We start from the raw sequence: 13,955 nt of genomic DNA, 5'->3' as shown, positions 1-13,955 counted from the left end.
CTCAGCCGAGTTTGGCGCTGACGTAGGTGATGGCGTGCCGGAACTGCCGGAGAATCTCGTTGTCGGGGAGGACGAAGCCGTATTCGGCATATAACTCCTCGGTGGGGTAGAGGGTGACGGCCCACCCGGTGGCGGCCAGGTGCTCCCCGGCGGGCTGGCGTTCCCCCTGCCAAACCAGTTCGGCCACATCGATGTCGAGTCCGTGCTTGCGCCACGCCGTGCGCATTGCCCGCGCGCGCTCGTCGCTGAACACGCCCATGTCGGTGATGTTCTCGGTGGCCAGCCGGCTGCCCGGCGCGCTGAGCGCGGTGATGCTGTCCAACAGTCGGTCCTGGGCCTGCGGCGGCAGGTAGGGCAACAGGCCTTCGGCGATCCACGCGGTGGGCGTTGCAGTGTCAAAGCCTTTGTCCCGCAATGCGGTTGGCCAATCCTCACGCAGGTCTATGCCCACGGTCCGGCGCTCGGCGGTCGGTTCGGCACCCATCCGGGCCAGCGTGTCGCCCTTGAACGCGATGACCTCGGGCTGATCCACCTCGTAAACCACCGTGCCCGCGGTCCAGTCCAACCGGTAGGCCCGGGCGTCAAGGCCGGCGGCCAAGATCACGGCCTGGCGGATCCCGGTGCTGGTCGCGGACGTGAGGAAATCGTCGAAAAACTTGGTGCGCACGGCGATCTGCTCGCGGCGTTGCTGCAGGGTCAGGGGCATGTCGTCGCTGTCGAGCGGGATCTGGCCGTCCAGCATGCGGACGAAGAACGGGTGCCCGACCGCGCGGACCAACGGCTCGGCGAACCGGTCGTCGAGCAGCGGGTCCGGCTCACGGGAGGCGAGCGCCCGGGACGCGGCGACCATCGTCGCGGTCGCCCCCACGCTGGACGCCAAATCCCAGCTGTCGCCCTCGGTGCGCGCAGAACCAAGTGATGACACTTTCTCGCTCCCTCCTGTTTCGCCGCCGATCGCCTGCGCGACCACACCGCCAAGACCGAAGGGTACTTTCTGCCTATGCCGCGCACCACGCGCCCGCTCCGCTAGACGACAGGAAGCGATTCACTTGGCACCGACCCTGCGCCCTCGACGCTCCGCCCTCTACCTGCCCGGCAACAAGCCGCGAGCGTTGGAGAAGGGAAAGTCGTTGCCCGCGGACGTGGTGATTTTCGACCTCGAGGACGCGGTCGGGCCCGACGCCAAAGCCGGCGCCAGGGCCGCGGTCTGCGACGCCATCGCGGCGGATGGCTACCGGCCCCGCGAGGTCGTGGTGCGCATCAACGGCCTGGACACCGAGTGGCACGACGCGGACTTGGCGGCGGTGGCCGGTTCGGCCGCCCACGGAGTGTTGGTCCCGAAAGTGGAGTCAGGCGAGCAGGTTCGGGCCCTGGCCGCCGCGCTCGACGGGCTCGGTGCGCCGGAGTCGTTGCGGGTGTGGGTGATGATCGAAACGCCGAGGTCCTTCCTGAGGGCCGAGGAGATCGCCTCGGCCAGTGACCGGTTGGCCGCGTTGGTCGTCGGCACCAACGACCTGGTGAACGACCTGCACGGTTTGCACGTGCCCGGCCGTGCGCCGGTGCTGGCCGCGTTGTCGTTGGCGGTGCTGGGGGCCAGGGCGGCCGGCAAGGTGATCCTGGACGGGGTCTTCAACGACATCACCGACGAAGACGGCTTCCAGGCGGAAGCGCGGCAGGGCCGCGAAATGGGTTTCGACGGTAAGACTTTGATCCATCCGTCCCAGATCGGCCCGGCCAACGATCTGTTCGGTCCGTCGCAGCAAGACGTCGCCGACGCCCGCAGGGTGGTCGCGGCCTACGAAGAGGCCCGCGCCGCGGGGACCAGCGTCATCACCGTGGACGGTCGCATGATCGAAAGCCTGCACGTCCGCAACGCGGAACGGATCCTCGCCCTCGCGGATCTGATCGCGGAATTAGCGTCCGCCTCCTAGGCGATGTGGCTCACTGCTTGTCGACTCGCCCGGCGATTTGACCGGCGACCTTGACGGCCGAGTCTGGATCCTTGCGGAGCGCGCTGACATCGATCGCGACGTTGTTGCGCACCGTCAGCGCCCGCTGGGCGGTAATCGTGAGCAGCACGTTGCCGTTGTCGCGCATCGTCATGGTCAGGGTGGTGCTCAACGTTCCGTTGGAGTTGGTGACCGGTCCCACCTGCCAACCCGTCTCCGGGGTGTCCTGGCCGGCCGGCGTGGTGAATTGACGGTTGGCGCAGGCGGGCCAGCGCTGGGCCGACTGGGCGAAGAAGGCGCCGGCCTCCTTCGCGGTCGGGAACAACACCAGCACCTGTTCGACCTCGGGGTCCGGTTCGTTCGAGTTGGGAGGGAGGGAAGCGACCTCGTCGTCACCGCTGACCGCGGTGTAACCGCTGCCGGCATACACGGGAGCCTGCCCAGGGCCGAACGCGTAGACGCAGTCGTCGGGGAATTTCCAGCCCGCGGGCCACGGCTGCTTCGCCGCGTCGTCCTTCAGCTTGTCGTTCTTTTCCTTGCTCTTCGATCCGGTGACGCCCAGCGCCGCGTCCAGATCGGCCGAGGAGAGCAGCAAGCCCGACAGGGCGGCCTGCGCGACGGGCGGCGCCGTCGAGGTCGTCGTCGACGAGCCGGAGCCGCTTCCGTTGCTGCCGCCGCACGCGACAACCAGGACGCCGGTAGCGGCGACGGCGACTGCGGTTGATAGTTGGCGCATGTTGCTCACCCTTCGTGATTGCATCCGCTGCCGGAAGCCGGACGGAAGCATAACCGCTGCGGCAGCAAATCGTGCGGTTCACCGCAAACTTTTGCAGGAGCCGTCGTGTGCGCCGCGCGTTTCGGGGCAGTCGGCGACCCGACCAGTGGGCTGACGGCGTCCCGGCGACGCCCGGCAATCATGAAACGTTCGCAGATCAAGGGTTTCCCAGGGCAATAAAAATGGGCGGTACGCGGCCGCGAACAGAGCCGGCGCACGCCGCCTCGATGCGGATTCGAACGGTCCACGCTGCGGTGCGAGGCATGTTGCCGATAAGGTGCATGCAGCAAACACCACCTGAAGAAGCGGAGGAGCGTCCGATGAGGCTAGACCGAACCACGATCGCAGGGGCAGTCGCCATCGCGATCGTCACCGCGGGTTGCTCGAACGGCGCATCGACCCCCGCCTCCTCGTCCAGCCAGTCGCCGACATCGAGCTCACAATCTCCACCCTCGACGACGACGCCATCGGCGTCGGCTGCGGCAGGCGGCCCGTTGGATCAGTCCACCTGCCTGGACGTCTCGTTCGCCAAAGACAACTTGATGGTGGCCAACAACCCCGAGAAGGCGCGCAAGTACGCCGACACGCTGGAGAAGTACGGGCCGCCCGACAACGTGAAGGCCGCGATCGAGCACTTCGTCACCACCGGCGGCGCGCGGCCCGACGATCCCGACCTGAACGCCAACAGGGACCTGATCACCGGTTGGATCAAGCAGGTCTGCCCCAACGTGAATCCCTGAGCACGCGGGCATTTGGCCCGGGCGGGTGGATCAACGGTGGCCACGCGGTAGGTTGGTCCGGTCCCGGGTTATCGAGAGGAGGGACCGTGCGCACAAGCGCGGCCATGTCCGAAGCCGACCGCACATGGATGGTCGACACGCTGCTCGCGCTGCTCCAAACGCCGAGTCCGGCGGGGCGGACGGACGCGGTGATGCAGCTCATCGGCGACATCTTCGATGGCTTTGGTGTGCCGTTCGAGCTGACCCGGCGCGGCGCGCTGACCGCCGAACTCCCGGGCGAGTCGGCAACCACCGACCGCGCGCTCGTCGTACACGCCGACACGATCGGTTGCATGGTGCGTCGGCTCAAGGACAACGGCCGCCTCGAGGTGATTCCGGTCGGCACCTTCTCGGCCCGCTTCGCCGCCGGCGCCCGGGTGCGCATCTTCTCCGACGACCCCGACGAATTCATCACCGGCACGGTCCTGCCGCTGAAGGCCAGCGGGCACGCATTCGGCGACGAGATTGATCTGCAGCCCACCGACTGGGAACACGTCGAGGTGCGAGTCGACCGCAAGGTGTCCTCGCGCGAGGACCTGATCCGCCTCGGCCTACAGGTCGGCGACTTCGTCGCGTTCATCGCCAGTCCGGAACTCACCGCCGACGGCTACATCGTCTCCCGGCACCTCGACGGAAAGGCCGGCGTCGCAATTGCTCTCGCGCTCGCCAAGAACTTTGCCGAGCAGAAAATCGTGCTGCCGCACCGCACGATGGTGATGATCACCATCACCGAGGAGGTCGGTCACGGCGCCAGCCACGGACTGCCCGCCGACGTCGCCGAGTTGGTATCGGTGGACAACGCGGTGTGCGCACCCGGCCAGCATTCGATCGAGGACGGCGTGACGATCCCGATGGCCGACCTCCATGGACCGTTCGACTACCACCTCACCCGGAAGCTGTGCAAGCTCGCCGGGGAACTCGGCGTCCCGTGCGCGCGAGATGTGTTCCGGTTCTACCGCTCCGACGCCGCCGCGGCGATCGAGGCGGGCGCGGGCACGCGCGCCGCGCTGGTCGGGTTCGGGCTCGACGGCAGCCACGGCTGGGAGCGCACCCACCTGGATTCGCTGCAGGCGGCGTATTGCCTGCTGCACGCCTGGCTGCAGACGCCGCTGACCTTCGCCCAGTGGGACGCCAAGCCGTCGGGCAAGCTGCGCGACTTCCCGTCGTCCAAGCAGCCGGCGCCGAGCGAGCGGTGGGTGCCGCTGGCGCGCGGGGAACTCGATTCGCCCGGCGAGGCCTCGCCGGGTTCGGTTTGGCCGCCGTCGGAGGGCCCGCAGTCCTGAGCCGCTGACGCCTACCGGCCGCCGCGGGGCATCCGGTCAGCGCGCCAGCACCGGGACTTCATCGGGACGTCGATCGCTTTCGCACCGGGAAAGCGCTCGTCCAGTGCGGCGCGGGCATTGGCCAGTCGCGCGGCGCGCTCGTCCGGGGACGCGATGATCACCCTGCTGTACGTGCCGACCATCGCGACGACATCGTCGATGGTCATGGTCCGCACAAACGTGAACGTCTCGCGGGAAACGTTATGGAATATCTGCGGGTCGGGAAGCACGACGTTCTCGTGGCGCCGGCGGAAGCGGTCGGGGGATTCCGCATCGGGCGTGTCCTCGCCCGGAAGCAGGTCCAGTTCGCGGACCCAATCCACCTCACGGTCTCGACTGGTCCAAATCAGGCCGAACCGCCCGTTGTCGCGCAGTACCCGCCCGATCTCCGGGACGGCGCGCTCGGGATCCATCCAGTGCCAGGCCGAGGAGACGAACACCGCGTCGACGGCCGCGTCCTCGAGCGGGATCGACTCACCCGTGCCCTCGACGGCCCGCACCTCGGGCGACCGCCCGGTAAGCACCGCACGCATGCGCGCGTCGGGCTCCACGGCGATCACCTCGGTCGCCCTGCCGAGCAGCGCCCGGGTGAACAGCCCGGTGCCCGCGCCCAGGTCGACTGCCACCTTGCACCGGGGCGGCAGCAGCCAGTCCACCGCGTCTTGCGGAGGTCTCGGGCGGAAACCGTCGTAGTCCTGGGCAATCGAGCCGAAGGAGAGCGCGCGTTCATGGCGATCGGTCATATCCGCCAAGGTAATCCGGTTCGCTGGGCAAGACGTGAGAAAGGGTTGTGCCTCACCACAGCGCGCTGTGATTGACCAGCGCATCGGCCATCAGCCCGATTCCGAAGACCAGGAACAGCAGCCGCACGGATAGCGGGCCGTAGCGGGTGAGGGCGCGGACCAGCCGACGCTGAATGCGCTTGGCTCGCATGGTCTTTCTCATCGAGAGGGCAAGGATCAGCAGCGGCGGGGAAAGCGCGATCGCCCAATAGACGACGATGACCAATGGCCACAGCGGCGGCCGCGGATGCAGGGCGGCGAGCATGGCCAAGCCGGTGAGATAGGGAATCGCCGTGGGCGCCTGGCCACTACCGACCGCCAGCCCGAGGAAACCGAGCAGCCAGGGACGCTCGCGCATCGCCGCCAATGCCCAACCGGGAGCCGATGATTGGGCGGTCAACGGAAAGTAGGCCAGGCAGGTCAGCACCAGGCCGAGCACCAGCTCGCCCCAGAAACGGATGGCCGGTGTCACGTGAAACCCGACGACATGCGTCAAGAAGCTGAGACCCAGCACAGTGCAAAGCCCGAAGGTGGTGGTCACGGCGAACACGCCCGCGACGTAGCTCAACGCGCCCGGAATCGGTGATCGCCGGCTCAACCGGCTGTCGAAGATGACCGCGGATACCACGCCCACATTGAGGACGTTCAACGAATCGAGCAACGCCAGGCCGGCAAGCGCCACCAACAGAGCACCCACGCGGCCCCGACCCCGCCTACCGCGTGAACTCGCCGGGAGCGGACGTGGACGCGGCGACCATGCTGCAGACAATACGAGGCGGAGCGTGGCGTGTCTGTTCGAGGCGGCGTCGACGAGTGCCGTGGAGCGCATCACCGCGGCGGCTCGTATCGGTTTCGATCCGGTCACAGGGCATGGGGCACCGCGGGTTTCGTTGTCGCCCGTTTGACAATGCGGACATGAGGCAGACGCGGGAGCCCGGCGATGGCGCGTGAGATATCCCGCCAGACGTTCCTGCGGGGCGCCGCCGGAGCGTTGGCCGCCGGCACGGTGTTCGGCTCGGCGCGGGCCACCGCCGCCCCCAACCCCACCGGCTGGGAGGGGCTGTCCACCGCGATCGGCGGGCAGGTGCTGCTGCCCGACAACGGCGGTTACGGTTCGGCCAAGCAGGTGTTCAACACCAATTTCAACGGCTCGACGCCCGCCGCGATCGTCGCCCCGACGTCGCCCGCGGACGTGCAGAAGGCCATGGCGTTCGCCGCCGCCCACAACCTGAAGGTGGCGCCGCGCAGCGGCGGGCACTCCTACATCGGCGCCTCGACCGCTAACGGCGTCATGGTGCTCGACCTCCGCCAGCTGCCGGGGGGCATCAATTACGACGCCGCCACCGGGAACATCACCGTGGCGCCCGCGACCAGCTTGTATGCGATGCATCAGACGCTGGCCGGCGCCGGCCGGGGCATCCCGACGGGCACGTGCCCGTCGGTCGGCGCGTCCGGGCACGCGCTGGGCGGGGGATTGGGCGCCAACTCCCGCCACGCGGGTCTGCTCTGTGACCAGCTGGTGTCGGCGTCGGTCGTGCTCCCCGGCGGGCAGGCGGTGACCGCCTCCAACGCCAGCAACCCCGACCTGTTCTGGGCGTTGCGCGGTGGCGGTGGCGGAAACTTCGGCGTGACCACCTCGCTGACCTTCGCCACGTTCCCGACCACCGATCTCGACGTGGTGAATCTCAACTTCCCGCCAGAGGCGTTCGCGCAGGTGTTGGTCGGCTGGCAGAACTGGCTGCGCACCGCCGACCGGAACAGCTGGGCGTTGGCGGATGCCACCGTGGAGCCGATGGGAACGCACTGCCGCATCATGGCCACCTGCCCGGTCGGGTCGGGCGCCAGCGTCGGGGCCAACATCACCAAAGCCGTTGGCGTGCAACCGACGGGGACCGAGAACCACACGTTCAACTACCTGGACCTGGTGCGGTATCTGGCCGTGGGCAACCTCAACCCGGCACCGCTCGGATACGTCGGCGGGTCCGACGTGCTGCCCGTCGTCGACGCGGCCACCGCCCAGGGAATCACCCAGGCCGTCAACGCCTTTCCCCGCGGAGCGGGCCGCATGTTGGCGATCATGCATGCACTCGACGGCGCCCTCGCCGATGTGGCGCCTGGGGCGACCGCATTCCCGTGGCGCCGGCAGTATGCGTTGGTGCAGTGGTACGTGGAGACCGGTGACGCGGGGGCGGCGACGAACTGGCTCAACACCGCGCACCAGGCCGTGCAAGGGCACTCGGTGGGGGGATACGTGAACTACATCGAGGCGAACCAACCCGCCTCGAGGTATTTCAGCTCGAACCTGTCGCGGCTGGCCGCCGTGCGGCAGAAGTACGATCCCAGCCGAATCATGTTCTCGGGGCTGAATCTCTAGTGAATGGCGCCTGCGTCTGACGCCGGGACATAATCCCGACCATGACGGACGCGATAAAGGTGACGCTCAATCGCAGCAGCGTCGCGATGGGCGACGACGTCGACTCCCATCGAGAGTTCTGGGTCTTCCCCTATTCGGCCACCGTCGACGACCTCCTGGTTGAAATCACCCACTACGTTCCCGGAGTCGCCGGGGCGGCCGGCTGGGTTGCGGACGTCAACACCGAAGACGAAGCGTGCCGACGCGACCTCGGCGCGATCTACACGCGCGACGACCTGAAGCAAGAACCGCACATCTGCAGGCTGATGCCCGGTAAGACAACATTGGGCGAGCTGGCCCGTTGGGCGAGGGTACCGGACCTTGAGGTTTATGTCCGCTACCTGACCTGGGACATGGCACGCCCGCTCACGCGCAGCGAAGTCATCGCCGGGCCCACTTACACCGGCGCCCAACCGACCAAGCTGCAATCCGAAGCCGCCGCAGAGGCCAACACGGACTGGACCCTGGTGCACGAGCTGAATCGACGCGCGAACGCGATCGCGACAGCCCGGCGGGATTGGATTCGCACCAATGTCCTCTCGCGGACCGCCCCACCGCCCGGGACCGAGATCTTCATCGCCCGGAACTTTCACTACTTGGCCGATCGGCACTGCCACGCCAGCATGAATGTGGCCGCGCAGCTGTTGAAGACCGACGAAGCGCGATACGAAAACCTAGAGCTTTCAGGTGATTTCGACACCCGCCCGGCCATGGTTACCCTGGCCATGGTGCTTGCCGCGTTTGAGTGGAAAGCCGTCCGCGGCAACTGGCGAGCTGGGGACCGCCCATACCTCAAGCCGTACTTCGAGTACCTGGAAGGCTGCGGCTACCGGCTCGCACCAATCGAACAAGTGATCGCCGGCCGCATCACCGCCGAGCAATTGACATTCTCCGCAACCGACACCGCCAGGCTGGACCGCATCCGCCAATTGCGGGAGCTGCAATACCAGCTACGCATGAACCGCTACTACAACAACTCGCTGAGCGATGACCAATATCGCGCGGCCATCGGTTCCGTCCACGCGGAACTGACCGAACTCGGCGAGTTGCCCGGGCCCATCTAGGCGCCGCCGCGCGAGTGACCAAGCGTCAATTCCACGTCGGGACGTGGCCTTCTAGTTCGTCGAGTAACGCGCGATTGAAGCCGAAGGCCAATTTGACCTCGTCGACAATCCGCTCGATGTCGGCCGCGCCGGTGCCCAGCGCATCGATCCGCGCCCGGTAGGCGTCCTTGTACGGCTTGGGCCGCACGGGAAATTCGTAGAACGCCAGCCCGGCTCCGCGCAGGTCAAACGTGCGATCGAGCGCCTTGCGGATGATCCGGCCGCCGGACAGGTCGCCGAGATAGCGCGTGTAGTGGTGGGCCAGCAGCGCGCCACCCCACGTCAGCGCGGCGATCCGGTCCCGGTATGCCGTGGCCGCGGGGGAGTCGACCTCCCGCGGGGCGTCGGGCCGCCAGTGCTCCAGGTCGGCGTCGATGGCGGCCGAACGCTCCAACGCCGGGTCGTACACGGCGGCGACCATCCGATCCTCGCGGCGGGCCCGGACGGCGTCCTCGAGCGCGGCGTACACCACACGCAGGCGCAGCAAGTATTCGGAATAGCCGCGAGCGGTGACCCGGCCGGCGAGGAGTTCGGCGACGAACGCGCTCTGTTCGGCGGCGGCGTGCTCGGCCGCCGACCCCGCCTTCATCGCGACCGACAAGCGGCGGCGGGTTGCGGCTGCGGTTGGGGGCATGTCCTGGTCAGATTACATGGGCCCGCGCTAAGCGATTCGTATATCGGCGCCTCTTCCGACGGCGGCCATCTACAGTTCGACGAATAGCGAACCGCAATCACCTTCAAAGGACGACCAGATGGCGAAAAGCGTTGCAACCAAAAACGACAACGAAAAGATCGTCGTCGATTTTATACATTCCGCTTACGGCGAGAGCATGGACATCGACGCGATGACGGCGCTCATGACCGACGACTTCGTTTGGCAGCTCCACGTGCCGCTTTCACCCGTCGTGCGCGGGCGCGACGCGGCGCGCGCGGAACTCGAGAAGCACAACACGCTATCGACGGGGATGGTCGAGGGCAGCGAGATCCGCACCATCGTTTCCGACGGTGACACCGTCGTCGTCGAGCGCGTCGATGTGAACGCCATGAACGGTGTCGCCGTGACGTTCTACGTCACGGCGTTCTTCGGAGTGCGCGACGGCGCGATCAGTTACTGGCGCGAGTATTGGGACACCTCCCACGTCGCACAGCAACTCGGGATCGACCCCGCGCTGATGTTCGCGCCGCTGAACAGTTGAGCGACAAGCGATTTGGCGCGTCCGGCTAGCTCGACGCGCTGAGGATCTTGATCGCGAACACGAGCGAGTCACCCGGCCGGATCCCAGCGCTCGGCTGACCGTTGGGGTAGCCGTCCGCGGAAGTCATCGCGACGCCGACGGTCGATCCGACGTTTTGTCCCGCGATGGCCTTCTGGAAGCCCGGCACGACTCCGGTGAGCGGGAAGTCGACGGGGGCACCGCGTTCGTAGCTGTTGTCGAACACCGACCCGTCACGCCCATTGACACCCATGTAGCAGACCGAGACCCGGGCCGTGGCGGGGACCGCCGGCCCGTTCCCGGCGTGCAGCGTATGGACCTGCGTCTGGGTCACGCCGAACGGCGCGGTGACGTCGACGCGCGGAGCCGTCGTATCCGTGGACCCGGTGACCGCGACGCTGCCGGTGGTGCCGGCCAGTGTCCAGTCGGGCGTGCCACCGGCCGGGGGCTGCGCGGTCGGGCACGAGCCGGCTGCGGTTGCGTTGCTCGACGCGGCGATAGCCAGGACGGTCGCCGCGGCGCAGGCGGCGACGGAGGAATACACCAGGGAGGACTTCACGGCCGTCACGCTACAGCCAACCGTGCCCCGGCCATCGCTGGCCCTTGGCCGCCGCGGGGAGCGCAATCCGATTAACGCGAGCCGACGCTGAGGACTTTGGCTATTCTTCGACGTGGTTGAGTCCGCAAAATATTGGGGGGCATCGCAGAAAAGGAGTGAGTCGCATGCCTTCACCTCGCTGGCTGGCGGCACTTACCGTACCCATGATCGCCGGCGCCGGCTTGGTCAGTAGCGCGGCCATTGCCGCCGCCACGCCCCAAGACGACGCATACCTCGCTCAACTGCGCGCCGTCGGCCTCAGCTGGCCGCCGCAGACGCAAGAGGCGCTCATCGGGGAGGCCCACCTCATCTGCTACGACCTCACCTGGGGTTGGACGCCACAACAGATCGCCGACGACGTTCACGCGCACCTGAACGCGCGGGGCGTCACATTGTTGGACGTCGGAACCATGGTCGATGCCGCGCACTCGATCTATTGCCCCGGCAACGTGTGTGACGCCCCTTCGCTGTGCACGTGACATCCCGGCACTCGCCCCATGGCGCCGTGTCGACGCGCCGCTGCATCGAATGCACCGCAGGTGCAACGCAATTAGACGCATTGCGGGGCCCGATCGCTCCCTGAGGCGGTGCAGCATTCGGCGCGAGAAGAACCGAGAAACGGGTGAGTAAATTCTCTCAACTACCTCGCTGCGTGCCTTATCCTGCTTGCGGGCCGCACCCGACAGATTAAGGGAAATTGTTGTCACTGACACGAAGCCGACAGGTGGTGGTCGTGTCGGCAACCGTCGGGCTGGTCGCGTTCGCGGTGGCGTTGTTGGGCGGGAAAGCCGCCCCGGGCCGCGCGGTTCTCGCGCCGGCGGGCTCTTTGCTTGCGGGCGTGTTCGCCACCACGTGTTCGGTCTATGCCGCCCGCGGGTCGCGGGGGCGGCAACGCCTCGCGTGGACCGTCCTGTCCACCGGTTTGGTCGGCTGGACTGCGGGCCAAGCCGTTTGGTGCTACGTCGCCCTGGCGGGCGAGCTTCCCGCATCGGACCTCTCGGCGGCGAACTTGGGGTTCCTCATCCTGCCGCTGTGCGCGTTGGCCACCGCGGCCGCGATTCCCAGTAGGGACGACGCCCGGTTCGGGATCGGCCTGCTCGTTGACGGCATCCTCATCACCGCGTCGCTGTTGGTCGTTCTCATTCTTCTGCCGCTGGGTCCCGCGGCGCAGGCATCGCAAAAGACGCTCACCGTTCCGCGGGTGTTGTTGGCCACCGCCGCAGGCGTGTACGTCGGGCTCGTCGCGTTGACATTCATCGTTGTCAAAAAGGCCGAGGCGGGCCGCAAGCTGTCCCCGACGTTGATGATGTTGGGCTGGGGGATCATTGCGTCGGCCGGCCTGCTGCATGTCGCCATGGATTCCGTCGACGGTGGGCCCAATGACCTCGTCGTCCTCGGATGGGCCGGTGGCATGTACTTCGTTGCGCTGTCCGGAATCACTTCCCGGCCGGGGCCCGAACCCGATCTGGGTTTTTCACGGCCCTCGTCCCGGGTGTCGCTGTGGCTGCCGTATCTGCCGGTGGCCCTGGCGATTGTCGTTGGCGCCGTGCACTTTTGGCCCGCCTACCGAGGCGAGGCGTTCGTCTTCTCGGTCTGCGTGGTGCTGTTCGTCACCACGCTGGTCCGTCACATATTGCTGCTGGAGCGAAAGCAACGGCTACTTGCCGCGGTATCCGATGCCAGCCTGCGCGACCCGCTGACCGGGTTGGCGAATCACCGGCTTTTCGACGATCGGTTGGCGCATGCCCTGCGCTTACACGTTCAGCACAGCGTGCCGGTCAACGTACTCACGGTGAGCGTCGACGATTTCAAGCTCGTCAACGACACGCTCGGTTATGACGTGGGCGACGAACTGCTCCGCGGCGTCGGCGAGCGGATCCAGCACAACGTCGATGACAGCCACACCGTTGCGCGGATGAGCGGTGACGAATTCGCCATCTTGGTCGAAGACCGTCCGGACGTGGCGATACAGGTCGCGAACGGGGTGGCGCGATCGTTCGAGGAGCCCGTCGACATCGACGATCACCGCCTGGACGTACGCCTGAGCATCGGCATGGCCTCGGCCGAATCAGATCTTCCGCCCCTGACACCCGGCGATTTGCTCAAGCAGGCAGATGCGGCGCGCTCCTGGGCCCGCCTGGGGAGCGCGACCAATGTGCAGACGTTCACTCCCCAGATGGGCGCTCAGCTTGGCGACGCGCCGACATCCGAGCGGGCCATCGCGCGATTGCAACTGCTGGGCGAACTGCGACGCGCCATCGAAAACGGCACGCTGACCTTGTTGTACCAGCCGAAATTCAGCACATTGACCGGCTCCGTGAGCGGAGTAGAAGCGCTGGTGCGCTGGCAGCATCCGCGGTTTGGCGTGCTGGGCCCCGATGAGTTCTTGCCCCTGGTGCGCGCGCACGGGTTGATGCATGCGCTCACCGATCTGGTGCTTTCCCGGGCCGTGGCGGACGCCGCCGCGTGGCACGAGGCCGGCGCGGCGATCTCCGTCGCGATCAATCTCGCGGCGCCCTCCCTCGACGAGGACGCGCTGCCGGACCGCATCATGTCCGTGCTCGGCCAGTTCGCCATATCTCCCAGCTCGCTCACCATCGAGATCACCGAGGATTTGGTGGTGGCCGATCTGGTACAGGCCCGCGCAGTGCTGAACCGGTTACGTGACAAGGGCATTCGGGTGGCGATTGACGACTTCGGCAGCGGCTACGCCACTTTGACGTATCTGCGCGAGTTGCCGGCCGATGAAGTCAAGCTCGGCCATGATTTCATCGCGCCGATCCTGCACGACGACCGCGCCGCCACCATTGCACGCTCGGTCATCGAGTTGGCATCCGCCTTCGGCATCGCCAGCGTGGCCGAAGGCGTCGAAGACCTCGCAACGGCCCAACGGCTCAGGGACTACGGTTGCGACGCCGTGCAAGGGAACTTTTTCTGCCCGCCATTACCCGCTGCCGAGATCCCGCGAGTCCCCGCGAATTCGGCGCTCGCGGCGCAGTAGGAGATGGGTTGCGGTGACT

At 67.2% G+C, this 13,955-nt stretch carries 14 protein-coding genes; 8 read left to right on the top strand and 6 right to left on the bottom strand.

Annotated elements, in window-relative coordinates:
• Window position 1: 1 nt before the first annotated feature.
• Window positions 2–925, bottom strand: a complete 924-nt coding sequence (locus A5730_RS02145; RefSeq protein WP_067895337.1) for a class I SAM-dependent methyltransferase — start codon at window positions 923–925, stop codon at window positions 2–4.
• 124 nt (window positions 926–1,049) lie between these two features.
• Between A5730_RS02145 and A5730_RS02140 the strand changes: the two genes are divergently transcribed.
• Entirely contained in the window at window positions 1,050–1,931 is an 882-nt protein-coding gene (locus A5730_RS02140) for a CoA ester lyase (RefSeq protein ID WP_067894984.1), read from the top strand.
• A 10-nt stretch (window positions 1,932–1,941) separates the two neighbouring features.
• On the opposite strand, the gene A5730_RS02135 is transcribed toward A5730_RS02140, so the two are convergent.
• Window positions 1,942–2,685 (bottom strand): sensor domain-containing protein, encoded by a 744-nt coding sequence (locus A5730_RS02135; protein ID WP_067895334.1) that lies wholly within the window; start codon window positions 2,683–2,685, stop codon window positions 1,942–1,944.
• Between the two features lie 359 nt (window positions 2,686–3,044).
• Here A5730_RS02135 and A5730_RS24565 point away from each other — a divergent pair, with 359 nt between their 5' ends.
• Together A5730_RS24565 and A5730_RS02125 are read left to right on the top strand one after the other, a co-directional pair.
• A complete protein-coding gene (locus A5730_RS24565) occupies window positions 3,045–3,464 on the top strand; it encodes a hypothetical protein (protein WP_156745650.1) in 420 nt (139 codons plus the stop codon).
• An 86-nt stretch (window positions 3,465–3,550) separates the two neighbouring features.
• Window positions 3,551–4,786 (top strand): osmoprotectant NAGGN system M42 family peptidase, encoded by a 1,236-nt coding sequence (locus A5730_RS02125; protein ID WP_156745649.1) that lies wholly within the window; start codon window positions 3,551–3,553, stop codon window positions 4,784–4,786.
• Window positions 4,787–4,797: 11 nt separating this feature from the next.
• Here A5730_RS02125 and A5730_RS02120 read toward each other — a convergent pair whose 3' ends face one another.
• Together A5730_RS02120 and A5730_RS02115 are read right to left on the bottom strand one after the other, a co-directional pair.
• The gene (locus tag A5730_RS02120) at window positions 4,798–5,568 is read right to left on the bottom strand and encodes a class I SAM-dependent methyltransferase (RefSeq protein WP_067894975.1); all 771 of its coding nucleotides are present in this window, start codon (window positions 5,566–5,568) and stop codon (window positions 4,798–4,800) included.
• A gap of 52 nt (window positions 5,569–5,620) precedes the next feature.
• The gene (locus A5730_RS02115; protein WP_067894972.1) at window positions 5,621–6,304 is read right to left on the bottom strand and encodes a GAP family protein; all 684 of its coding nucleotides are present in this window, start codon (window positions 6,302–6,304) and stop codon (window positions 5,621–5,623) included.
• Window positions 6,305–6,547: 243 nt separating this feature from the next.
• Here A5730_RS02115 and A5730_RS02110 point away from each other — a divergent pair, with 243 nt between their 5' ends.
• Together A5730_RS02110 and A5730_RS02105 are read left to right on the top strand one after the other, a co-directional pair.
• Window positions 6,548–7,981 carry an FAD-binding oxidoreductase gene (locus A5730_RS02110; RefSeq protein ID WP_067894971.1) on the top strand — a complete coding sequence of 478 codons (1,434 nt, stop codon included), beginning with the start codon at window positions 6,548–6,550 and terminating at the stop codon, window positions 7,979–7,981.
• Window positions 7,982–8,067: 86 nt separating this feature from the next.
• Window positions 8,068–9,084: a hypothetical protein gene (locus A5730_RS02105; protein WP_231994600.1), complete on the top strand. Its 1,017-nt coding sequence runs from the start codon at window positions 8,068–8,070 to the stop codon at window positions 9,082–9,084.
• A 25-nt stretch (window positions 9,085–9,109) separates the two neighbouring features.
• Here A5730_RS02105 and A5730_RS02100 read toward each other — a convergent pair whose 3' ends face one another.
• The gene (locus A5730_RS02100) at window positions 9,110–9,757 is read right to left on the bottom strand and encodes a heme oxygenase (biliverdin-producing) (protein WP_067894965.1); all 648 of its coding nucleotides are present in this window, start codon (window positions 9,755–9,757) and stop codon (window positions 9,110–9,112) included.
• Window positions 9,758–9,875: 118 nt separating this feature from the next.
• Here A5730_RS02100 and A5730_RS02095 point away from each other — a divergent pair, with 118 nt between their 5' ends.
• The gene (locus tag A5730_RS02095) at window positions 9,876–10,319 is read left to right on the top strand and encodes a nuclear transport factor 2 family protein (RefSeq protein WP_067894962.1); all 444 of its coding nucleotides are present in this window, start codon (window positions 9,876–9,878) and stop codon (window positions 10,317–10,319) included.
• Between the two features lie 25 nt (window positions 10,320–10,344).
• Here A5730_RS02095 and A5730_RS02090 read toward each other — a convergent pair whose 3' ends face one another.
• Entirely contained in the window at window positions 10,345–10,905 is a 561-nt protein-coding gene (locus tag A5730_RS02090; protein ID WP_067894959.1) for an FKBP-type peptidyl-prolyl cis-trans isomerase, read from the bottom strand.
• 197 nt (window positions 10,906–11,102) lie between these two features.
• On the opposite strand from A5730_RS02090, the gene A5730_RS02085 reads away from it, so the two are divergent.
• Both A5730_RS02085 and A5730_RS02080 read left to right on the top strand, forming a co-directional pair.
• Complete coding sequence (locus A5730_RS02085) at window positions 11,103–11,414, top strand: DUF732 domain-containing protein (protein WP_055399344.1); 312 nt, start codon at window positions 11,103–11,105, stop codon at window positions 11,412–11,414.
• 560 nt (window positions 11,415–11,974) lie between these two features.
• Window positions 11,975–13,936 carry a bifunctional diguanylate cyclase/phosphodiesterase gene (locus A5730_RS02080; RefSeq protein ID WP_156745648.1) on the top strand — a complete coding sequence of 654 codons (1,962 nt, stop codon included), beginning with the start codon at window positions 11,975–11,977 and terminating at the stop codon, window positions 13,934–13,936.
• Window positions 13,937–13,955: the final 19 nt, after the last annotated feature.

The sequence above is a fragment of the Mycobacterium sp. ACS4054 genome (genome assembly GCF_001667275.1).
In the GTDB taxonomy this organism is placed as follows: domain Bacteria; phylum Actinomycetota; class Actinomycetes; order Mycobacteriales; family Mycobacteriaceae; genus Mycobacterium.
This window is presented reverse-complemented; position numbering and strand designations above follow the sequence as displayed.